The sequence below is a fragment of the Arcicella rosea genome (assembly GCF_014204325.1).
Taxonomy (GTDB): domain Bacteria; phylum Bacteroidota; class Bacteroidia; order Cytophagales; family Spirosomataceae; genus Arcicella; species Arcicella rosea_A.
The window spans coordinates 276,189-298,429 of sequence record NZ_JACHKT010000001.1 but is presented as its reverse complement, the minus strand read 5'-3'; the positions used below and the strand labels follow the sequence as shown (position 1 = coordinate 298,429).

Below are 22,241 nucleotides of genomic sequence, written 5' to 3'. Positions count from 1 at the left end.
CGATAGATTCTAACGGGTTTTATTAGATGATTTTCAATGAAATTTAGTTATTAAATTTCATTTTCAATTCGTTAAGTCTTGCTTTTACAGTAGTATCAATCTGACGGTCGTTAACTTGAAGGATATATCCCCCAATTAAGTCAGCGTCAATTTTCTCAACTACTTCTACTGTTTTACCTGTATTTTCTGCAACAATTTGCTGAAATTCAGCTTTTTGAGAGGCAGTCAAAGGAGTAGCTGTAGTAACATAAGCTTTTTGAATACCTTTATGCAATTCGTATTGCACTAAATAATCTTCAGCAATAAGTGGCAATACAGCTTCACGGTTTTTTTGAGTAATGATTTCAAAAATAGCCATCGTTGAATCATCTACTTTACCTTTGAAGATATTTCTAAGAATCGTCAATTTATGGTAATGAGAAACGATAGGGCTTTTCAACAGTAAAAAAAACTGATGATTTTCGTCGCAAACTTGGTTGAAGAGTTTCATATCTTCATATACCTGAGCTTCAACGCCTTTTTCTATCGCCAAACCAAGTAAAGATTTGGCATATCTGAACGCAACGGTTTGCTGGGACATTTCGATTTTGGATTTTTGATGTTGAATTTAGATACCTAAGTATCGTCATTCTTTATTCAAATCTTAATATCAATAATGATATTAGTTTAATTTAGCATCAGCCAATAAGCTCGTTACTAACGCCTCTTGCGCTGCACGGTCAGCTAATTGATTACGTAATACTTTTTCTGCAATTTCTAAAGATAAAGAAGCAGCTTCTTTTCTTAATGACGCAACAGCAGCTACTTTCTCTTGGTTGAATGCAGCACGAGCTTTTTCAATTTCTTCGGCACCAGCTTTTTGCGCTTCTGATTTTGCTTGTGTAATCATTGCTTCACTAGCTTCTTTTGCTTCTTTTAACACTCTGTCACGTTCAGCACGTGCTTCGGCGATTAATTTCTCGTTACCAGCTTTCAATTCAGCCATTTCTTGGCGAGTTTTTGCTGCTAAAGAAAGAGCATCTTCAATTGATTGTTCTCTTTCTTGTAAAGATGCCATGATTGGTTTCCAAGCAAATTTTGATAACAAGAAAAACAAAAGACCAAAAATTACTAATTGCCAAACTATTAGACCAAGACCAGGGGTAATTAAATCCATCGTTGTCTGTGATTTTGTATGTGAAAATTTCTATGAATGCTTTCTAAAAATGTAGGCTTAAATACTGTTATGAGTGATTTAGCTACATTTGAGTTTTTTTGAGATGAAAATCAGCAATAGCCTAATGCTTTACTTGCTGATTTTCAAATGTTGCTTTGATTCAGTTTCATTACCGAGAAACTAGTTTTTTCGGGGATAAAATCGAATCAGTTGGTTTTGAATTACTTCAACGTTACCAACAAACAGATTACCGCTGCGAAAAGAGCTACGGCTTCAACGAATGCTGCAACGATCAACATAGCACCTTGGATTTTTCCAGAAGCTTCAGGTTGACGAGCGATAGCTTCCATTGCAGAACCACCGATACGACCAATACCTAAACCAGCACCGATAGCTGCTACACCAGCACCTAAACCAGCAAGACCTAAACCTAAAGAAACTTCTCCTAAGATTGACAAAAGTGACATAATTGTAATTGTTTATTTGTTAAATTAATTTGAAAAACGTTTGAATATTAATGATGATGCTCTTCAACGGCTGAACCAATATAAGTTGATGTCAACATGGTGAAAATATATGCTTGCAATAAAGCTACCAATAATTCGATAAGGTTCATGAAAATTGAGAAACCAACGATAATTGGACTAATTGCGATACTTTCAAAGATAAAAATTAATGAAATTAAGCTCAATAAAATGATGTGTCCTGCACTGATGTTAGCAAAAAGACGAACCATTAATGAGAAAGGTTTCATGAACAAACCGATAACCTCTACTGGCGTTAATAAAATCAATAACCATTTCGGTACACCTGGCATTGCAAAAATATGTCCCCAATAAGTACTTCTACCATTAAGGTTAGTTACAAAGAAAGCAATTACAGCCAACACTAACGTTACTGCGATGTTACCTGTTAAGTTTGCTCCACCCGGTAATAAACCTAAAAGGTTGTTAATCCAGATAAAGAAAAACAATGTTAATAAGTACGGAGTAAAACGTCTGTAGTGTTTTTCGCCAATGTTATTTTTTGCGATTTCATCACGAACAAAAATGATGATTGGTTCTAACAAAGATTGTAAACCTTTAGGTGCTTTTCCTTCACGCTCCTTGTAACCTTTCGCTACTGATAAGAAAATGGTCAATAAAAGAACAGCACTTAGTAATAATGACGCTACGTTTTTAGTGATAGAAAAATCATAAACCGCAGAACCATCTTCAGCTACAATGTGATGATGATCTAACTTTAAACCTTCATAAGAAACAGCTTCATGGTGTTCGTTTTTGAATTTACTTGAAGAGAATACTTTTAATCCATCTTTAGTATAAACGATACAAGGCAAAGAAATTGAAACATGCGAATGTCCAATCGTAGCAAAGTGCCATTCATGTTCATCACCAATGTGTTCAAGGATAAGTTTGCCCGGCTCAAATTTTGCTTCGCCATGACTTTCTTCATGCTTGCCTTCTACAGCTTCTGTGGTAGTTTCAGTTGTAGGGGTAGCTGTTGTATCAGCACTGTGCTCATGCTGAGCAAAAGTTACTGAAGAGAACAAAAATAAAAAAGCTAAAATATTTGAAAAATACACTTTCTTCATCACGGCTTCTTGGAAGTATATGGTTGTTTTTTGAATATTCTTAATAATAATCTTTACTCTTGGTTGGTGATAATCAATACTTTATAAATAAAAGTAATTGATTGACCTCTAAAAGTGTCGCAAGTTACGATACAATCCGTAAATTTCAAACCCTGTATAACATAAATAGAGTACAAAAAAATTGGTAATAAAGATATAGATGTCTTTTGTACCCATGTAAGCAATTACTCCTACGAAAATCAGACTTAGAATTAATCGTGTTACAATCCCTCCTAAATAGAACTGCACAAAGTTTTCACGATTGTTAGCAAAACCTAATTGGGCAAGTAAATGATTCAGGTAAGAAACCGCAAAAAAGAAAGCCAAAATAATCCATTTATACTCGTGGAGATATTGGGAAAGTCCTATTTGAGGAGAAAAATAAAATATCAAACCTAAGCCAATCGTCAGGATAATAATTCTGAGCATAATCAATAATTTTTGCAAAGGTAGGGAAAGACTAACTTTCAGAAAAGGAGAATCATAAAAAAAGCTAATCAACAAATATATTGATTAGCTTTTTCTATCTCAAAAAGTAAAATATCTTACTTTACTTGATACGTATTTTTAGCAACTCCGATTCCTCCATTATAAGCAACGCCTTCTGCCACAATATTAATATTGGTTTTAGCATCTGTATTCCAATAGGTTACTGTTGCTTTTCCTGTAGAATCTGTTTGAACATTTGGTGCCCAATGAAGCGTTGAACGAAAATCTGGACGAACATGTTCTGGTTTATCTACATCATATTTGGGTGCATAAAATTCTCTTGGAACATTATAACCCAACCGTTTTTGTATTGATACGCCCATCGCAGGGTCTTTTGAATAATCATAGTTTGGTCCGCCTCTTTTGGTAAGTACTGAAATTACACCATTCGATGCTCTTGAGCCAAAAATACTAGCGTCAGCTCCTTTTAATACATCAATTTGTTCTACGTCACAAGGGTTAATTCCTGTTAAAATATCTATAGAAGCAGGCATTCCGTCTAAAACAACTAATGGGTCACTGCTTAAACTAATCGAACTTATTCCTCTGATTAATACTTTATATCCACCACTTCCATCTGACGAAACTTGTACTCCTGGCACTCTACCTTGCAACATTTGTAAAACATTGGTAGCTCCAGCACATAATCTATCATCAACTTTTAAAGTATTACTGGCTCTTCCATAAATTTTACGAGAATCCTGTGTTTCTTTTTTAGCTTTCACCACTACTTCATCCAACATCTGAACTTTATTAAGCTTCAATTTCTTTTCAAGCTCAACAGCATCTTTTGCTTTTTTTAGGAAATCTGCTAACTCTCTAGCATCAAATTCCATTGGATTAAAAGGGGTTTTAATGATTTGTACTTTAGGTGCATTTTTCTGTGCATCAATAGATACTTGAAGGTTTTTACTCCCCTTTTCTTTCATTCCTTGAATAAAAACTTCTGTGCTATCATTAAAATCTACTCCATAAAAAGCATAATTCCCTAATGAATCAGCATTACTCATCAGAATTTGTGGTGAATCTTTTTCGCTTTTTAGCATTAAAGTAAGGCTTACATTATTGGCTGGTTTTCCATTCGGACGTAAAGCTTTTCCTGTAACATTCAAGCCTGTTTCTAAGATATGCTGAAAATTGGGTTTTCTATCTTCAATAATATTTTTCCAAATAAATCTTCTCCAACCTTGTGTCAACATCAAAATATCCAAATGTCGTGTTGCATTTTCATTATTCGATTCAAAATAATAAGCTGGTTGTTCAATGGTACCTCTAATACTTGAATAATATTCGTTAGATTTTTTCTCGGCAATGTCTGAACTCAAGAGTAAATAAGTCAATAAATTTTCTTGAAAAGCATTAGGAATTACTTGATTGCCATCGGTTACAGCCACTGAGAAATCTCCTTTAACAGGTTTTCCCTCTTTATCAGTCGCTTCTATATTGAGCGTTACTTTTTCTCTGCTTTTATAAGTTGCTTTGTCTGGACTGATTTTCAGATTTATCTGCTTGTTTTTATTCACAAAAGCGATGCGTTCGCATACGGGCTCACCTTTTGAATCAAACATCGTAATTTGAACAATTCCATCATCTGGAATTCTATCTTTGGGAATAGTGATTCCGAATGATTTCAGTTTCTCAGAACCTCTTGCCACAAAACAAATTTGTCCTTTTTGTTGAGCAATAATCACCACTTCTTTGGCTTTTTCAGCAGGAATGGGCGCACTATTAGAAATAAAAACTTTGATTTTTTCTTTATTAGAAAGGTTATCAATTGCCATTGTATAGCCTTGTTCATATACTTTTGGCAAAGGGAAAGGCTTTAACGAACCATCTTTTTGTTTAATATAAGCGGTATAAGTATCTGAATTTTCAGGAACAAAATTGAAATATCCCATTCCCAAATGTTCAGAATTAAATGCAGTGACGGTGTCTTTGGTACTACTCAATACAAAACCTTCACTTTCTACCCCTTTTCCTGCAATATTAACAGCCTTAAAGCCTACTTTTGAGGAAATACCCATAACGAGGTTTCCTCCCTCTGGAAAAAACTGAAAATCTGCTACTTCCGATAATTTGTTGGCATTACTTTCAGTGAGACGATTTTGGGTAGATCCTTGCCAAATTTTTACTTCCTGTCTAAAAAAGAACTCTTCCGAGAAATTTCGCATATAACTGGTATAAGCTCTGATTTGATAACTCCCTTCTTCTAATGAATCAGGAAGTGCAATATCCCCAAAAGTTGAACCATCGCATTTTAAAGTACGTTGGATAATAATTTTTCCTTTTGCTTCGTCAATCAAATCGACATAAAGTACCCTACTTACAGAATCTATTCTATGATAAGTAGCATCGAATAAATAACCTTTGAACCAAATGGTTTCTCCAGCCATATAGTAAGGCTTGTCGAGATGCAAATAGACTTTTTCTTGTGGATTTTCGTGATGGTATTTTTCAAATTTAGCGACCAATTTTTCAATAAAATCGCTACCATCATCAGTAAAAGTAAAAGCAGAAGTAGTAATTAGGATTAAACTCAATAAGGTAAATAGTTTTCGATTCATACGTTTAGGTGGTTTAAGTTTTTTATCGTTAAAACATTCCAAATATGCAATTTGGAGTTTACAAACGCAATTATTTTGTGATAGATGGAGTGATTTAATAGTTAAATAAAATACATAAAAAAAGATGACCTCAATTTATTCAAATTGAAGCCATCTTTTTACTTATTAATAAGAATGATTTTACAAATTACTCAAGTCGAAACCATCCATAAAGGCAGTTGTAAAGTTTCCAGATTTAAAACGTTCATCATCCATCAGTTTAATATGGAATGGAATTGTTGTTTTAATTCCTTCAATAACGAATTCTTGCAAGGCACGCTTCATACGAAGTAAAACTTCTTCACGAGTTTGTCCAGATACGATTACTTTCGCAATCATTGAATCGTAATTTGGTGGAATTGTATAGCCTGAATACACGTGACTATCAATTCTTACACCACGACCACCCGGAAGGTGCAAGTTGGTGATTTTTCCTGGAGATGGACGGAAGCCATTTTTAGGATCTTCAGCATTGATACGACACTCTAAAGCGAATAATTTTGGGAAATAATTTTGTCCTGAAATTGCTTCACCTGCCGCTACTTTAATTTGTTCCTTAATTAGGTCAAAATCTGTAACTTCTTCAGTAATTGGATGTTCTACTTGGATACGAGTATTCATTTCCATAAAGTAGAAATCTCCATGTTTGTCAAGCAAAAACTCAATAGTACCAGCACCTTCGTAACCGATAGCTGCTGCACCTTTAATAGCCGCTTCACCCATTTTCGCTCTTAGTTCAGGCGAAAGTGCTGGCGAAGGAGTTTCTTCACACAATTTTTGATGACGACGTTGGATTGAACAATCACGTTCAGATAAGTGACACACTGTTCCAAATTGGTCTCCAACAATTTGAATTTCGATATGGCGTGGTTCTTCAACATATTTTTCCATGTAAAGACCATCATTTCCAAATGCTGCTGCTGATTCAGTTTTAGCATCTGTCCATAACTTATCAAACTCCTCTTCTTGACGAATAATTCTCATACCACGTCCGCCACCACCAGCCGTAGCTTTGATGATAACTGGGTATTTAATTTCTTTCGCTAATACTTTTGCTTCTTCAACAGTATCAATCAAACCGTCAGAACCAGGAATAACAGGAACACCTGATTTTTTCATGGTTTCTTTAGCTGTTGCTTTGTCACCCATCGAATTGATTTGATCGGCGGTAGCTCCAATAAATTTGATACCATATTCAGCACAAATTCTTGAAAATTCTGCATTTTCAGACAAGAAACCGTATCCAGGATGAATTGCATCAGCACCAGTAACTTCAGCAGCTGAAATAATGGCAGGAATATTCAAGTAAGATTGACGACTTGGCGGTGGACCAATGCAAACAGCTTCATCAGCAAATTTTACATGGAGGCTTTCACGGTCGGCAGTTGAATAAACAGCCACCGTTTTGATGCCCATTTCTTTACAAGTTCTGATGATGCGAAGAGCAATTTCACCTCGGTTGGCAATTAATATTTTTTTAAACATGATTCAATTTGAGCATTTGAAAACTTGAGAATTTATAATTTGACAACTAAGAGGTTTAGCAAATTATTCTATCTTCAAATTAAGCCAGTTCTACAACAAACAATGGTTGGTCATATTCAACTGGCGTTGCATTTTCAACCAATACTTCAATAATTTTACCTGAAATTTCAGACTCAATTTCATTGAATAACTTCATTGCTTCAATGATACAAACAGTTTTACCTTTTGTAATTTCTTTACCTATTTCAACAAAAGAAGGTGAATCAGGTCCAGCAGAACGATAGAACGTTCCAATCATTGGTGATTTAATCGTTACTCTATTAGTCGCAACTACAGGAGCAGCAACTGGAGTAGCTGGTGCGGCAGGAGCAGCCGTTGTTGCAGGACTAGCTACTGGGGCAGCCACTACTTGTGGAGCGGCCACTTGCTGAATTACTGGTGCTGCACCATAACGTTTCACAGATAATTTTAACTCCGACGTTTCGATGTTTACTTCATCAAGCGTTGATTGTGCAATAAAATCAAGGAGTTTCTGAATTTCTTTATTTTCCATGTTTGGACTGTTATAGGGATTACTTTACTCTTTCAGCGTACTCGTAAGTACGAGTATCAACTTTAATTTTTTCGTCTGTTTGGATGAATAATGGTACTATAATAGTTGCTCCAGTTTCAACTGTTGCAGGTTTTTTGGGTGCATTAGCGGTATCGCCTTTAATGCCAGGCTCTGTGTAAGTTACTACTAATTCTACAAATGGAGGCATCTCGCAAGAGATTGGCAATTCAGTTTCAGCATTAATCAAGATTTCAACTTCTTGACCTTCTTTCATCAAATCAGCTGCTTCAACCATTTCTTTATTAAGCGTGATTTGCTCGAAAGTAATATTGTCCATAAAAGTAAATCCAAATTCTTCTGCATAAAGGTATTGGAATACTCTACGTTCAACACGTACAGGGTAAATATTTACGCCTGAGTTGAAAGTATTATCAATGACTTTTCCAGAAGTCAATGACTTTAATTTTGTTCTTACAAAAGCAGGTCCTTTACCTGGTTTCACGTGCAAGAATTCAATAATTGAAAATAAATCATTATTGAATTTAATTACTAAACCGTTTTTGATGTCTGCAGTATTTGCCATTTTTTATTATTGATATTGTACTTTAAGGAAAATATTAATACAACCTATACAAGTGAATATCGCTATTGAATTTTAATGATTTCTTTATTGAAAATAAAATGTCTGCAAAATTAGTCTTTTATTAATAAATAGTGAAATAAATAAATATCAGAAATTTTGCAAGTTACATTGTTCGCTAAATTAGCTTAGTATGCCCATTTTAGATAAATGCTACCCCAAGTAAATCCACCACCGAATGCTGCTAAAATCAGGTTATCGCCTTTTTTTAGTTGAGATTCATATTCCCATAAACATAATGGAATTGTAGCAGCCGTAGTATTACCATACTTTTGGATAGTTAACATTACTTTATCAGGCCCGATACCCATACGGTTTGCAGTGGCGTCAATAATTCTTTTATTGGCTTGATGTGGTACAAGAAAATCAACATCTTCGCCTGTCAAATTATTGCGTTCCATAATTTCGGCTGAAACATCTGCCATTCTGGTTACAGCAAATTTAAAAACAGCCTGACCTTCTTGATGTATAAAGTGTTGACGTTGGTCAATTGTTTCATGAGTTGGTGGATAAGCACTTCCGCCAGCTTTTTGTATTAAATGATTAGCACCAGAGCCATCAGATTTCAAAATAAAATCCTGAATACCCAAGCCTTCTGTATTGGCTTCCAACAGTACAGCACCTGCACCATCGCCAAACAATACACAAGTAGTTCGGTCAGTATAATCAACAATAGAAGACATTTTATCAGCACCAACCACTACAACTTTCTTGTATCGGCCAGCTTCAATAAACATTGCTCCTGTCACAAGTGCATTTAGAAAGCCTGAACAAGCGGCAGCAAGGTCATAAGAACCAACATGAGGGATACCGACTGCTTCACAAATAATATTGGCAGTAGCTGGAAAAAAGTGGTCTGGAGATATGGTAGCACAAATTAATAAATCTATTTCCTCTGGCTTAGTATTCGTTTTGGCTAACAAACCTTTAACTGCTTCTATTGCCATGACAGATGTCCCTTTACCTTCACCACGTAGAATATGGCGTGTTTTGATACCCGTTCGGCTCATTATCCATTCATCTGTGGTGTCAACAAATTTTGCAAGGTCATCGTTGGTCAATATATCTTCGGGTACATAACCTTGTACTCCGGTAATTGCTGCAGTGATTTTGGTCATGGTTATATGGGAAATGATCGAATGACAAAATGTTTGAAAAATCAAATCATGAAATTAGATTTTTGCAAAAAGATTATTCAAAATCTTAAATTCGCTCATTTTGTATTACTTTAAGCAAACGCTTTTTTAATTTTTTCAGTAAGCTTAGACTCAACAATGCGGTGGCATAGATGAACCATGTTTTTGGTAGCAAGTGCCGACGAAGAACCATGAGCGATAACAACGTTTCCGTTAACGCCAATAATCGGGCTGCCTCCTACGGCTTCATAATTTGTTTGATCTATGAAGTCGTCTTTAACGCCTCTTTCAGACAAGATTCCGTACAAAGATTCTCCCATTTTCAAGAGAATATTACCTGTAAAGCCATCTGTTACAATAACATCTGCTTTTGCTTTGAAGAAATCTTTTCCTTCGATATTTCCGACGAAATTGATTTTTCTTTCTTCTTGGAGTAGTTTGTAGGCTTGCTGAACGACGACTGAACCTTTTTCTGGTTCTTCTCCAATATTCATTAAAGCAACTCTTGGAGATTCAATACCCATTGTAGCTTTTGCATAGATTGAACCTAAAATACCAAATTGTGCTAACATTTCGGGCTTTACATCGGCATTTGCACCAATGTCTAGAATCACCGCAAGGCTACCATCAATTTGTGGAGCAAAACCTGCAATCGGTGGGCGTTGGATACCTTCTATCGTTTTGATAGAAAACAAAGAACCAACCATCATTGCACCTGTGTTACCAGCAGAAGCAAATACATCAATTACTCCTGTCTTTAAAAGTTTAAACCCAACTCCGATACTGGAATTGGGTTTAGACTGTAATGCTCTTACAGGATGTTCACCCATTTCTATTGTTTCATTCGCTTCCACAATTTCAATGTTAGAACCCTTAAAATTTTGGTTATCAATAATCTGCTGAATTACTGCCGTTTGCCCAATCAAAACGATGGTTACGCCAGCAGGTAATTCTTGAGCTGCCAATACTATTCCTTCAACGATAGCTTTTGGGGCGAAATCTCCACCCATTGCATCAATCCCTATCTTCATTCAATTATTATTTTGTTATTCATTAACAGAATTGCAAAAATAACATTTTATGAAGTGTGAAACAGCCTTTTTGTTTGAAAATAGTTTTGAAAACTGATAGTTTTTTATCAAATCTTAGCTTGAATATTGATATTCAGCACATTATGTGATAGGCAATTACCAAAATCAACTAATTATGCTTGAACTGCATAACCTTCTACAACCATTTTACCTTTGTAAAACAAGTTTCCTTCAAATACGTGAGCACGGTGACGTAAGTGAATTTCACCAGTTGTTGGATCTGTAGTGATTGTTTTTGGAGTTCCAAAATCGTGTGAACGTCTTTTATCTCTACGAGTTGTCGAGTGTCTGCGTTTAGGATGTGCCATTTGCTTATTTCTTTATTTTATGATTCTTTATTTATTTAAAATGTGATTTGCATGTATGGAAGCAAATCATTAATTGTTGTTCAATTTCTTTAAAATTGCCCAGCGTGGGTCAATTTCTGGTTCATCTTCGCTTGATTGCTCTTCTTCGTCATCATCTTCTGAATCTGCCGTTGAAGTAGAATAAACAATTTCACCTTCGTCGTCATCTTCCCAAACTAAATCTTCAAAGTCTTCGTCTGAATCATCATCTTCATCAAAATCTGACAAAAATGTTTCTTCTTCAACTTGAAAACGGGGATGAAGCTTTTTCATTGGAATTTGCAAGCCAATGAATTCATAAATATCTTGGGCAACATTGATATACTGTGTGTTTCTATCAATAAGCATCAATTCATCTGTAATCTCTTCTGTATGGTCAGAAAACTTTAAAATCATTTTCTGAGTAATATCTACAGGAAAATCAAAAGTATCTAAACTACGATCACAAGTTAGTTCAACAGAACCTACAATATGATACAATAATTGTATCATTACTTCCGATTTATCTAGGGTAACAGTTGTTTTAAAATGCCCTTTTTCGATTAAATCTTGTTCTAATGCCACAAAGAATTCGTCTCCACCTTCAAATTCATGCACATAATGCTTGTTTTCAAGGCGAAAGATGTCAATTCTAAATGTATTTAATATGCTCTTATTCACTTGGTTTCATCGAAAAGACTGCAAAATTAGGGACTATTTTTTACATTGACAAGTATTGAACAAAATATTACAAGTACTTATTGGCAAATATCTTTTCGATAACGACCTTTGTTCTATGAAACAAATTATCAAAAACAACCTTTCTTACTTTGGTTTATATGCAATTGTTTGGCTTTTTGTGCTAATTTGGGTAGTTACGCACAGTAAATTAGAACAAATGTTATTCATCAATCAGCACTTTAGTTTATGGGCTGATTATTTTTTTCAATTGGCAACACAATTAGGAGAAGGTTGGTTTTTTGTAGCAATTATTTTGGTTTACTTATTTATTAGTTATGATAAAGCGTTAATGTTGACAGCATCGCTGGCATTGAGTTCATTGCTTTCATCCTCATTAAAACTTAGTTTTGATACTCTTCGTCCACTTAGTTTTTTTGCAGATAAGCATGTCAACTGGCATTTTGTAGAAGGTTTACAAATTAATATTCATTTGAGTTTTCCATCTGGGCACACTACTACTGCCTTTGCGATTTTCACTTTATTGACAATATTCCTTTACAACAAAAAATGGTCTTTACTCTTTTTATTACTGGCTTGTTTAGCGGGTTATTCAAGATGTTATTTGTTTCAGCATTTTCCTGAAGATGTTTTGGCGGGTTCGGTAATTGGGACTTTCAGTAGTCTTTTGGTTTATATTTTAATCAACAGGATGTTAGCAAATAATCCTAAAGAGTGGCATAAACGGAAATTATCCAGTCATAAAAAAACATGAGTCATCCCGAATTTTTTCTTAGAATAGTGAGGTTTAGGACGATTTGAGAGGTTTTTTTATTTATTATTGTACAATCCTTACTTTTCTTGTCTTGAAACAAGAAAAGTAACAAAAGAAATTCAAGAATTCCTAAACTCGCTTCGCTCAAACAGTAGGAATTCGTTGCCCATCAATCATAAAAAAGCGGTCGAAATTAGTTTTTTGACCGCTTTTTTGTGATTTTAAAATTTGGGATGACTCATGTTTATGTTTAATGAATTGCTAAGTTTTTCTTTTCCAATTTCTTAAAAAAATCATACATTGGATTGACATCCAACTTCACAAATTTTTGCCAAAGTTTAATGGCTTTTGTAATTAATTGACTTTCTATCAAAAAGCCATCGTGACCGTATAAAGAATCTAAGGCTTGAAAAGTTGCTCCTGGAATATGTTTCGCTAAAAATGCTTGTTCATTAATCGGGAAAAGTGCATCCGATTTAATACCCATTACCAACGTTTTTGCTTTAATCTGCGAAAGTGCTTGAATTGCACCACCTCTCCCACGCCCCACATCCTGAGAATCCATTACTTGTGAAAGCACATAATAGGAATACGCATTAAAACGCTGTGCTAATTTTTCACCTTGATAACGCTGATAACTTGTAGCACGATGTACTTTACCCAAAGGCTCGTCGTTTCTGGCTTGCGTTACACCATAGGTTTCATAATTTCTGTATGAAATCAAAGCGGTAGCACGAGCAGCTTTCATTCCTTCAATTCCAGCTTGTGGATTACTTTCTTTCCAAGTAGGGTCAACTTCAATCGCCATCCTTTGTGATTCATTAAAAGCAATTCCCCAAGGTGAATGCTGTGCATTGGTTGCAATTAAAATCAGGTTTTCAATCAAATCAGGCTGAGAAATCGCCCATTCTACGCTTTGTTGTCCACCCAAAGAACCGCCAATGCAAGTTCTAATGCGTTTTATTCCGAGATGTTCACGAAGTAAATCGAATGAATTTACAATATCTCTAATAGTAATAAACGGGAAAGTATGATAATAAGGCTCGCCAGTTTCTGGATTAATAGAAAGTGGCCCAGTACTTCCATAATGTGAACCTAAAACATTGACACAAATGATAAATTGCTTATCAGGGTCGAATAGTTTACCTCTTCCCACCAAACCTTGCCACCAATCTTCAACATCTTGACTACCCGTAAAAGCATGACAAACCCAAACTACATTAGAGCAGTCTTCGTTCATCTTACCCAAAGCTTGATACGCTAGTTCAATTTCTGGCAAAATGCCTCCAGCCTCTAATTTGAAGGCTTTATTATATTTAAAAAGATTATTCAATGGATAAAAAATGAGCACCAATACTCTTTTTGTGTGAAACGTTATTTACTCAATCAAAAGCGAATTATAGGACAATTGCTTTTGTAAATCCTCAAAACTTTCCTCATACTCCCAATACATCATCCTCCCGTGCGAACCCGTAACTAAAATATATTTCGCTGAAATTGACTGAATGCGTTTGATGGCTACAATTTTCACCATCTTTTCGGTAACTATTACTTCTTCAATAATTTCCTTATTGTTGGCGTCGAAGCCGTGGACAATGAGGTAATTCCCCGTTGTTACTTGAATAAATTTTGACATAAAGCTGACAAATTTGGTCATGAAAAAATCATGACGATAAACGAAAATAAATCGTAAACCCGACGAATACTTTACAGCATGAAAATGACTGGGAGAGTATCGTAATTGGTTTATATTTCCTAAAAAAGCCAAATAATCAGCTATCTATTTTAGGTAGGAATTAGCACCTTGCCTTTTACGAGCGGTAGGTTGCCAGAAGTTCATAGAGCCTATTCTCTCCCTTCTTCTTTATAAATCAATTACTTCGATGAGGCTGAAAACCTCGGAAGAAAATTGACTTGATGATGCAAAGTAAAACCTCAATGCTGGTAAATGCAAATTTTTAGAAGAATTCTCTGTGAACAATCTTCTTACTCAAACAGTATTTAAAACACAATGAATGGCAATTCTTCTATTTTAAGAGGCTTTGACGGCTTGATTATTACAGATAATTTCCAACCCAAAGTATAAATAAAGGAGTTTTTAAAATAACTTTGCTTATTCATGACATTAAATTGTACATTAACTTATAAAATGCGGGCGGCAAGCCTTTTTTCATCATTATGCCCCAATACGACTTTTTAGTTATCGGCTCAGGCATTGCAGGGCTTTCTTACACAGCAAAAATTGCTTCTTATTTTGAAGAAAAAGGTCAAGATATTAGAATAGCGATTCTTACCAAAACCATTGAAGAAGAAAGTAATACAAAATATGCACAAGGTGGCATTGCTACGGTTTGGAAAGATGATGACTCTTTTGAAAAACATATCAATGATACCATGGTGGCTGGTGATTTCATGTCTGATAAAAGAGCGGTTGAGATTGTAGTGACCGAAGCCCCAGAACGCTTAAAAGAACTGATTTCTTATGGCACTAATTTCGATAAAAAGCATGATGGTACTTATGATTTAGTAAAAGAAGGCGGACATTCTGACCAAAGAATTTTACATCATAAAGATTCAACAGGAAACGAAATTGAAAGAGCACTTTTAGAAAAAGTAAAGTCTTTCAAAAGCGTTGATTTCTTTACGCATTACTTTGCGATCGACTTAATTACGCAACATCATTTAGGCGAAAAAGTAACAAAAGATACTCCTGATAAAAAATGCTTTGGTGCTTATATTTTAAATACTTTAACTGGAGAAACAGAAACTTTTTTAGCCAAAACAACTCTTTTGGCTACTGGAGGAATCGGTCAGGTATATCAAAGTACAACTAATCCAACGATTGCAACAGGCGATGGTATAGCTATGGCATATCGTGCCAAAGGGTTGGTTGAAGGAATGGAATTTATTCAGTTTCATCCTACTTCTTTATATCAACCTGGCAAAAAGCCTTCTTTTTTAATTTCTGAAGCTTTGCGTGGACATGGTGGTATTCTGAAAAATATTGATGAATCTACTTTCATGGAAAAGTATGATGAACGTCTTTCACTTGCACCTAGAGATATTGTTGCCAGAGCAATTGACTCTGAAATGAAAAAAAATGGTGTTGACCATGTCTATTTAGATACTCGTCATTTGGATAGTGAAGACTTCAAACATCATTTCCCGATGATTTATGAGTACTGTAAACAACATCTTGGTTTAGAAATCACTGAAAAAGATATGATTCCTGTAGTACCTGCACAACATTATCTGTGTGGAGGAATCAAGGTAAATGAGTATTCGCAGACTAATATTAATTACTTATTTGCCGCTGGCGAATGTTCATCAACGGGATTACACGGAGCTAATCGTCTAGCCTCAAATTCTTTACTTGAAGCCATTGTTTATGCACACAGAGCTTTCTTAAAATCTATAGAAACCTTTGAAGATAACATCATTCCAAACAATATTCCAGATTGGAACGATGAAGGAACGACGCATCCAGAAGAATTAGTTTTAGTAACAGAAATGGCTCGTGAATTAGAATCTATCATGAGTAATTATGTGGGTATTGTAAGAACAGACCGACGACTAAAAAGAGCTTATGACCGTTTGGAATTGATTTACATAGAACACGAAGAACTTTATCGACAATCAAAAATTTCCGTTCAAATCAACGAACTGAGAAATATGATTAATGTAGCTTACTTGGTTATTAAAGATGCAAGAGCTCGTAAAGAAAACAAAGGTTTACATTACAATCTTGATAACATTAAAAATTAGTTAAAGTACATAAAAAAGCCTGACGCAGTAAATACTTCGTCAGGCTTTTTTATGTAATAATCATATTCTTAGAGAAGTAATCCCGCTAAAGTTGCAGACAAATAACTTGCTAAAGTACCACAAATCAAGGCTTTGAAACCTAATTTTGCTAAATCTGTTCTGCGTTCAGGAGCTAACTCGCCAATACCACCAATCTGAATTGCTACCGAACTAAAGTTAGCAAATCCACACAAAGCAAAACTTGTAATAGCCAATGTTTTAGCATCAAGTGTTTCTTTTACTTTCACTAAATCTAAGTAAGCAACAAATTCATTTACAACCATTTTAGTTCCCATCAAAGCTCCCGCAACTTGCGTGTCTTTAGCGGGTACACCCATTGCCCATGCAAAAACAGAGAAAACATTTCCTAAAAGGAAGTTCATACTAAGATTTGGCATTCCGAAAACGTAAAAACCAATATGCCATAAAATTGAATCAATTAAAGCAATCAGTGCAATAAAACCAATCAGCATCGCAATTACATTAAAACCTACTTTCAATCCTTCAGAAGCACCAGAAGCAATAGCATCTACCAAATTAGAATGTGTTTTTTTGATTTCAAGCTGAACAAATCCTTGTGTTTCAGATTTTTCAGTTTCTGGATAAACGATTTTAGAAATCACCAAAGCACCGGGTGCAGCCATAATGCTTGCCGCCAAAAGGTAAGATGCAGGTACTCCTAACTTGATATAAGTAGCCATTACTCCTCCAGCAATACAAGCAAAACTTCCCGTCATCGAAGCCAATAATTCAGATTTTGTCATTCCTTTTAAATAAGGTTTAATCATAATCTGAGCCTCCACTTGTCCTACAAAAGCCGAAGCCGCATTTGAAAGTGCCTCTGCCCCACTTACTCCCATTAGCCAGTGCATACCTTTTGCCAAAACGGCAATAATTCTTTGCATAATACCAAGATGGTAAAGAATATTTACCAACACCGCTACAAATACAATCGTAGGAATTACTTTAAAAAAGAAAACGAAATCATGCCCTGGTCCAAAAGCTTTCGTCATTAATTCTGGCTGAACCAAAGAACTAAATACAAATTCTGCCCCTTTATCAGCTTTTTCTAATAGCTGATTCACCATCTCTCCTAACTTTGTAAAAAGTGTTTTTCCAATATCAGTACGTAAAATAAAAACTGCCAAACCAAACTGCAAAGCCAAACCAACGCCAACAGTGCGGTAGTTGATAGCTTTTCTATTATTCGACATCAAAAAGGCAATTCCTAAAATTAATACAATTCCAATAAGTCCTGTGAAACGTTCCATGTACAAAGTGTTAATACCAAATCTTTTATGTGGTTGTTGAATCAAAAGTTAAAGATAAGACAAAAAAGACGAAAGGCGATGAATGCTAGAAACTAAAAGGCCTTCGCTCGCTTTTTTTGTATTTTATCAAGATTCAAGTCAGATTTCTAAACGTTTTCTTAACTCGGTAATATGAGCAGTGTGGTGTCGTCCATGCCAAGAATACATGCCCGTTACTGTACGAAGTGTATTCTCATCTCCCGAAGCTGGATGTACAAATGTTCTTTCAAACTGCTCTTTCGTTAATGATTTCAAAAGTACAGTCCATCTTTTGTGAAGTGCTTCTAATAATGTTAGCGACCATTCTATTGGTGCATTTCTTCCATCTTCTAATTCTGCCCAAAATTGTTCTTCGTAAGGTCTGATTGTGGGAGTATCTTCCGTCAAAGCTAATTTAAAACGACAATAAGCATTTATATGTGAATCCGCAACATGGTTTACGGTTTGTCGCAAAGTCCAACCTTCTGGACGGTAAGGCAACGATAGCTGTTCATCGCTCAAACCTTCTACTGCTTGTTTTAATAAAGTAGGTAAAGCTTCAATATCTTCAATCCATTCGTTCAATAATTCATCATCGATGTTTGTAGGTTTTGTGAATGCTCCAATTGGATAGCGCAATTTTTCTAAAGACAGATTCTCCATATTTCATTTTGTTATTATTTCAGGTTACAATATAAAGTAAAATTCAATTACAAATGTCAAGAGCCTATTACTTCCTTAGAATTAAGTAGTTTAACTTACAGTCACTTACAAAGAAATTCTTACTTCAAAACATGTTAACTAAATATAAAACTTTTATCATTTTAAAGGCTAATTTTTATCAGCTCTTGAAAAGGTTATATTTAATATAAAATATGAAATAAATATATTTTTATTCAGTCATTTATTGCACATTTTTTAAAAATTATGTTTGGTTATTTAAATAAATTCATTATAATCGTACTATGAAATTAACGAAAAGCAAAATAAAAAACTGTATTTAAGCATTTATTAAGAACTCTTTGAATTTTGCATTAAGTATAATTTCTTATATCAAAAAACACAACAAACTAAAACAACAACAATTACTCGACTTCCAAAAAGTCAAGCAGACTAGTACTAATTCCTTTATTTTATTACTTTCCAAAAACAACACTTCAATTTATACTATTTTATTAAACCGCATTTTCGCTTTTACTCCAAAAGCGAAGTTGGTGTTCCTTTTATTTTAAAATTTATTTAAAACTGAGTATCGATTCTTTTTAGCCTTTGACCCCAAATCACTGGCCTGACATACTTTTTGCTTTTACCCAAGAAATCTTGAATTAAACAGAATAACCAACCATATAACAACAAACATTTATGAACAAAATTTTACTATTCTTATGGGGAATACTGCTGGTTTCATCAACAGCATTTTCTCAAAAACAGACTGTAACAGGCACAGTTACTTCGGCAGAAGATGGCGCACCAATGCCCGGTATAACAGTATTAATTAAAGGAACTACAAGCGGTACAAATACAAGTAGTGAAGGGAAATTTAGCATATTGTGCCAGTCGAAAGATGTATTGGTTTTTACTTTTGTTGGAATGATTCCTTATGAAGTACCAGTGGGTTCGCAAAGCTCAATATCTGTAAAAATGAACCCTGATGTAATGCAATTAAGCGAAGTTGTTGTTACTGCATTGGGTGTACAAAGAGATAAAAAAGCATTGGGTTTCTCTCAGCAACAGCTTAAAGGTGAGAGCGTTGTAGAAGCTAGATCTACAAACTTAGCCAATGGACTTTCTGGTAAAATTGCTGGTTTTAGAGTAAATACGAGTTCTGGGCCTGGTGCAGCAGCTACAATACAAATTCGTGGTTCGTCTTCTGTTTCAGGAAATAACCAACCATTGGTGGTAATTGATGGTGTCCCCATTCAACAAACTTTCGATAAACAATTTGGTTCTGGCTTATCAGAAGTAAACCCAGATAACATCAAAGATATTGCCGTTTTGAAAGGACCAAACGCTGCGGCTTTGTATGGTTCAAGAGCCGCCAATGGTGTTATTTTGATTACAACTAAAAACGGCGCAGGAACAAAAGGCATTGGCGTTGAAGTAAACTCTAACTTTGTGGCTGACAGACCATTTATCTCTCCTAACTTCCAAAATACTTATGGTGGTGGTAACGGATACCGTACTTGGTACAGTGATGGTTGGAGTGGTTCTATTACAGATGCCAATCAAATTGCACAGTACAGAGCGGCTTATGGCCCAAATGCACCTTTGAGTGGTACAGATGGAACTGACGAAAGCTGGGGAGCACCAATGGATGGAAGATTGGTTCGCCAATGGTGGACTGGTACGGCTGTTGCACCACTTACTCCTCAACCGAATAATTACCAAGAATTCTGGCAAACTGGAACAGCTTTTACTAATAATGTGGCTATTTCTGGCGGAAACGATAAAGGAAATTTCCGTTTATCAGTTGGGCATCTCGACCAAAAAGGAATTATGTATTACAATGATTTTCATCGTAATAACTTCAAATTTAACTCTGGGTACAACTTTACAAACAAATTCAACATTACTTTATCAGCTGAGTACGTAAAATCTTGGGCAGATAACAGAAGTTATGCTTCTGGTCAAGAATTTATCTGGTCGCATCGTAGTGTATCTTGGGCTCAATTACGTGATTGGGAGTCATATACTTCAACACACATTCAAAGAGCAGTTGCAGGCAGACTACCAGATAACGACCCACCCAACTGGCAACATACTTTCTTTACGAACCCTTACTATATTCAACAAAAATTACCGTCGTCAAATGATAAAGATCGTTTAGTTGGTAATATTGCCATGAACTATAAAATCCTACCTTCATTAAGTGTAATGTTGAGAACAGGAACAGACGTTTGGTCGGATACTCGTATCAATATTGTCAACTTTGAAAGAGTAAGAAACGGAAACCGTACTCCTGGTCGCTTCTCAGAAGAAATACTTCGTCGCCAGGAAACAAACACAGATGCGATATTAACGTATAATGGAAGCGTCAATAAAGACATCTCAATAACAGCTCAAGCTGGTGGAATTGTTAGAAGTAATTATTACAAAAGAAATTATATCTACGTTGGTGAATTAGTAATCGACGGATTATACAATGCAGGAAATGCAGTTCCAAGTCAAAACACAATTGCTTCAACCATTACGAAGAGTGAAGTACAAAGTACTTTTGGTTCTGTAAACTTAGGATTCAAAAATGCAATTTTCTTAGATTTGACTGCTCGTAACGACTGGTCATCTACTTTACCAGCAGGCAACAGATCATACTTTTATCCTTCAGCATCATTGAGTGCAGTATTTACTGATTTGATTGATGGAATCAAAGGAGATGTTTTATCATTCGGAAAAGCACGTTTCAGTTTAGCACAAGTAGGTAACGATGCCGACCCATATCAATTGGCACAAACTTATCGTGCTGGTACTTCTTGGAACGGTTCAATCCCTGAATTTGCTGAAAATACTACTATTGCCAATTCTTCATTGAAACCAGAAATTACGACTGGACTTGAAGCAGGTTTAGACCTTCGCTTATTCAAAGGAAAAGTAAATTTAGATTTGACTTATTATGAACAAAAAACCAAGAATCAAATCTTAGGTGTTGAAATTTCAAAAGCAACAGGTTATAATACTCGTATTTTAAATGCTGGTCAAATCTCCAACTCTGGTATCGAAATAACACTTTCTGGTAGCCCTTTAAAACTCTCAAATGGATTCTCTTGGGATGTAAATTTCAACTTCTCTCGTAACAGAAACAAAGTAGTTGAATTAGCAGAAGGTTTAACTACTTATGTATTGAACGAACGTAGAGGTTTAACTTCAGAAGCAAGAGTTGGTCAGCCTTATGGAACACTTTATGGTTATGGTTTTGAAAGAGCTCCAGACGGACAATTAATCATGGTGAATGGTTTACCACAGCTTTCAACAAAACAAACAATATTGGGTAATGTACAACCTGATTGGATTGGTGGTTTCACTAATACTTTCTCTTACAAAAATTTCTCTCTATCTACTTTGATTGATGTGCGTATGGGTGGTTCAATCTTTGACGAAGGAACAGCCAATGCTCGTTGGACAGGACAATACGCAGAAACGGCTATCGGTCGTGAAGAAGGTGTCATTGGTTCAGGTGTGAAGGTTGTTTCAACCAATTCAGACGGAACGAAAGTATATGCTCCAAACGACATTATTGTAAGTGCCAATCAATACTATGGTTACAACAACCCACGCCGTTATCATGAAGCAGCCATTTTTGATGGTAGCTATGTAAAGTTGCGTGAAGTATCATTCGGTTATAAATTACCAACAGCTTTAGTGAAAAAATTAGGTTTCCAATCAGCTAAAATTTCAGCAGTTGGTCGCAACGTATTGATGATATTCAAAAACCATCCTCACCAAGACCCAGAAATTGATGCAAATGGCGGTAACAGACAAGGCTTTGGTTACGGAGAGTTACCTTCTACTAGAAGTATAGGAGCCAATTTATCATTCAGCTTCTAAACAACAAAGTCGATTAACGCAATCATTGTGAATACTAGTAA

20 protein-coding genes and 1 riboswitch are annotated in these 22,241 nt (G+C 35.3%); of the genes, 3 read left to right on the top strand and 17 right to left on the bottom strand.

The features are described from left to right. Positions 1–43: 43 nt before the first annotated feature. From atpH to HNP25_RS01305, 13 genes are all read right to left on the bottom strand, one after another. Positions 44–580 carry an ATP synthase F1 subunit delta gene (atpH, locus tag HNP25_RS01365; protein WP_184129055.1) on the bottom strand — a complete coding sequence of 179 codons (537 nt, stop codon included), beginning with the start codon at positions 578–580 and terminating at the stop codon, positions 44–46. An 81-nt stretch (positions 581–661) separates the two neighbouring features. Beyond that, positions 662–1,156 carry a F0F1 ATP synthase subunit B gene (atpF, locus tag HNP25_RS01360; RefSeq protein ID WP_184129025.1) on the bottom strand — a complete coding sequence of 165 codons (495 nt, stop codon included), beginning with the start codon at positions 1,154–1,156 and terminating at the stop codon, positions 662–664. Positions 1,157–1,377: 221 nt separating this feature from the next. Then, on the bottom strand, positions 1,378–1,623 hold the full coding sequence (gene atpE, locus HNP25_RS01355; RefSeq protein ID WP_184129022.1) for an ATP synthase F0 subunit C: 246 nt from the start codon (positions 1,621–1,623) through the stop codon (positions 1,378–1,380). Positions 1,624–1,670: 47 nt separating this feature from the next. Beyond that, a complete protein-coding gene (gene atpB / locus HNP25_RS01350; protein WP_229202753.1) occupies positions 1,671–2,708 on the bottom strand; it encodes a F0F1 ATP synthase subunit A in 1,038 nt (345 codons plus the stop codon). Between the two features lie 150 nt (positions 2,709–2,858). Then, on the bottom strand, positions 2,859–3,218 hold the full coding sequence (locus tag HNP25_RS01345) for a hypothetical protein (RefSeq protein WP_184129016.1): 360 nt from the start codon (positions 3,216–3,218) through the stop codon (positions 2,859–2,861). A 116-nt stretch (positions 3,219–3,334) separates the two neighbouring features. Then, complete coding sequence (locus HNP25_RS01340; RefSeq protein WP_184129013.1) at positions 3,335–5,842, bottom strand: TonB-dependent receptor plug domain-containing protein; 2,508 nt, start codon at positions 5,840–5,842, stop codon at positions 3,335–3,337. A 180-nt stretch (positions 5,843–6,022) separates the two neighbouring features. Next, complete coding sequence (accC, locus tag HNP25_RS01335; protein WP_184129011.1) at positions 6,023–7,366, bottom strand: acetyl-CoA carboxylase biotin carboxylase subunit; 1,344 nt, start codon at positions 7,364–7,366, stop codon at positions 6,023–6,025. A gap of 79 nt (positions 7,367–7,445) precedes the next feature. Beyond that, the gene (gene accB, locus HNP25_RS01330; RefSeq protein WP_184129009.1) at positions 7,446–7,919 is read right to left on the bottom strand and encodes an acetyl-CoA carboxylase biotin carboxyl carrier protein; all 474 of its coding nucleotides are present in this window, start codon (positions 7,917–7,919) and stop codon (positions 7,446–7,448) included. 19 nt (positions 7,920–7,938) lie between these two features. Continuing rightward, positions 7,939–8,502 (bottom strand): elongation factor P, encoded by a 564-nt coding sequence (gene efp, locus HNP25_RS01325; RefSeq protein ID WP_184129007.1) that lies wholly within the window; start codon positions 8,500–8,502, stop codon positions 7,939–7,941. Between the two features lie 185 nt (positions 8,503–8,687). Next, complete coding sequence (locus tag HNP25_RS01320; RefSeq protein ID WP_184129005.1) at positions 8,688–9,677, bottom strand: beta-ketoacyl-ACP synthase III; 990 nt, start codon at positions 9,675–9,677, stop codon at positions 8,688–8,690. 110 nt (positions 9,678–9,787) lie between these two features. Beyond that, positions 9,788–10,726 (bottom strand): phosphate acyltransferase PlsX, encoded by a 939-nt coding sequence (plsX, locus tag HNP25_RS01315; protein ID WP_184129003.1) that lies wholly within the window; start codon positions 10,724–10,726, stop codon positions 9,788–9,790. A 173-nt stretch (positions 10,727–10,899) separates the two neighbouring features. Beyond that, positions 10,900–11,094, bottom strand: a complete 195-nt coding sequence (rpmF, locus tag HNP25_RS01310) for a 50S ribosomal protein L32 (RefSeq protein ID WP_184129002.1) — start codon at positions 11,092–11,094, stop codon at positions 10,900–10,902. Between the two features lie 69 nt (positions 11,095–11,163). Then, on the bottom strand, positions 11,164–11,793 hold the full coding sequence (locus HNP25_RS01305) for a YceD family protein (RefSeq protein ID WP_310587148.1): 630 nt from the start codon (positions 11,791–11,793) through the stop codon (positions 11,164–11,166). Positions 11,794–11,848: 55 nt separating this feature from the next. On the opposite strand from HNP25_RS01305, the gene HNP25_RS01300 reads away from it, so the two are divergent. Then, entirely contained in the window at positions 11,849–12,565 is a 717-nt protein-coding gene (locus HNP25_RS01300; protein ID WP_184129000.1) for a phosphatase PAP2 family protein, read from the top strand. A gap of 250 nt (positions 12,566–12,815) precedes the next feature. On the opposite strand, the gene HNP25_RS01295 is transcribed toward HNP25_RS01300, so the two are convergent. Continuing rightward, complete coding sequence (locus HNP25_RS01295; protein WP_310587147.1) at positions 12,816–13,916, bottom strand: homoserine O-acetyltransferase family protein; 1,101 nt, start codon at positions 13,914–13,916, stop codon at positions 12,816–12,818. 27 nt (positions 13,917–13,943) lie between these two features. Further along, on the bottom strand, positions 13,944–14,201 hold the full coding sequence (locus HNP25_RS01290) for a hypothetical protein (RefSeq protein WP_184128999.1): 258 nt from the start codon (positions 14,199–14,201) through the stop codon (positions 13,944–13,946). Between the two features lie 107 nt (positions 14,202–14,308). Then, a riboswitch (SAM riboswitch) is annotated at positions 14,309–14,438 on the bottom strand. Between the two features lie 305 nt (positions 14,439–14,743). On the opposite strand from HNP25_RS01290, the gene nadB reads away from it, so the two are divergent. After that, positions 14,744–16,330: an L-aspartate oxidase gene (gene nadB, locus HNP25_RS01285; protein WP_184128997.1), complete on the top strand. Its 1,587-nt coding sequence runs from the start codon at positions 14,744–14,746 to the stop codon at positions 16,328–16,330. Positions 16,331–16,398: 68 nt separating this feature from the next. Here the strand turns inward: nadB and HNP25_RS01280 are convergent, their stop codons facing one another. Then, the gene (locus tag HNP25_RS01280) at positions 16,399–17,640 is read right to left on the bottom strand and encodes a NupC/NupG family nucleoside CNT transporter (RefSeq protein ID WP_184128995.1); all 1,242 of its coding nucleotides are present in this window, start codon (positions 17,638–17,640) and stop codon (positions 16,399–16,401) included. Between the two features lie 138 nt (positions 17,641–17,778). Next, on the bottom strand, positions 17,779–18,321 hold the full coding sequence (locus HNP25_RS01275) for a YfiT family bacillithiol transferase (RefSeq protein WP_184128992.1): 543 nt from the start codon (positions 18,319–18,321) through the stop codon (positions 17,779–17,781). 699 nt (positions 18,322–19,020) lie between these two features. On the opposite strand from HNP25_RS01275, the gene HNP25_RS01270 reads away from it, so the two are divergent. Further along, a complete protein-coding gene (locus HNP25_RS01270; RefSeq protein ID WP_184128979.1) occupies positions 19,021–22,200 on the top strand; it encodes a SusC/RagA family TonB-linked outer membrane protein in 3,180 nt (1,059 codons plus the stop codon). The last annotated feature ends 41 nt before the right edge of the window (positions 22,201–22,241 follow it).

What these genes read in the sequence shown, in the direction of transcription:
- HNP25_RS01340 (WP_184129013.1), bottom strand. Translation starts at nt 5,842, where the DNA reads ATGAATCGAAAACTATTTACCTTATTGAGTTTAATCCTAATTACTACT.
- HNP25_RS01290 (WP_184128999.1), bottom strand. Translation starts at nt 14,201, where the DNA reads ATGTCAAAATTTATTCAAGTAACAACGGGGAATTACCTCATTGTCCAC.
- efp (WP_184129007.1), bottom strand. Translation starts at nt 8,502, where the DNA reads ATGGCAAATACTGCAGACATCAAAAACGGTTTAGTAATTAAATTCAAT.
- atpE (WP_184129022.1), bottom strand. Translation starts at nt 1,623, where the DNA reads ATGTCACTTTTGTCAATCTTAGGAGAAGTTTCTTTAGGTTTAGGTCTT.
- accB (WP_184129009.1), bottom strand. Translation starts at nt 7,919, where the DNA reads ATGGAAAATAAAGAAATTCAGAAACTCCTTGATTTTATTGCACAATCA.
- HNP25_RS01280 (WP_184128995.1), bottom strand. Translation starts at nt 17,640, where the DNA reads ATGGAACGTTTCACAGGACTTATTGGAATTGTATTAATTTTAGGAATT.
- atpF (WP_184129025.1), bottom strand. Translation starts at nt 1,156, where the DNA reads ATGGATTTAATTACCCCTGGTCTTGGTCTAATAGTTTGGCAATTAGTA.
- nadB (WP_184128997.1), top strand. Translation starts at nt 14,744, where the DNA reads ATGCCCCAATACGACTTTTTAGTTATCGGCTCAGGCATTGCAGGGCTT.
- accC (WP_184129011.1), bottom strand. Translation starts at nt 7,366, where the DNA reads ATGTTTAAAAAAATATTAATTGCCAACCGAGGTGAAATTGCTCTTCGC.
- HNP25_RS01270 (WP_184128979.1), top strand. Translation starts at nt 19,021, where the DNA reads ATGAACAAAATTTTACTATTCTTATGGGGAATACTGCTGGTTTCATCA.
- HNP25_RS01275 (WP_184128992.1), bottom strand. Translation starts at nt 18,321, where the DNA reads ATGGAGAATCTGTCTTTAGAAAAATTGCGCTATCCAATTGGAGCATTC.
- rpmF (WP_184129002.1), bottom strand. Translation starts at nt 11,094, where the DNA reads ATGGCACATCCTAAACGCAGACACTCGACAACTCGTAGAGATAAAAGA.
- HNP25_RS01345 (WP_184129016.1), bottom strand. Translation starts at nt 3,218, where the DNA reads ATGCTCAGAATTATTATCCTGACGATTGGCTTAGGTTTGATATTTTAT.
- HNP25_RS01320 (WP_184129005.1), bottom strand. Translation starts at nt 9,677, where the DNA reads ATGACCAAAATCACTGCAGCAATTACCGGAGTACAAGGTTATGTACCC.
- atpH (WP_184129055.1), bottom strand. Translation starts at nt 580, where the DNA reads ATGTCCCAGCAAACCGTTGCGTTCAGATATGCCAAATCTTTACTTGGT.
- plsX (WP_184129003.1), bottom strand. Translation starts at nt 10,726, where the DNA reads ATGAAGATAGGGATTGATGCAATGGGTGGAGATTTCGCCCCAAAAGCT.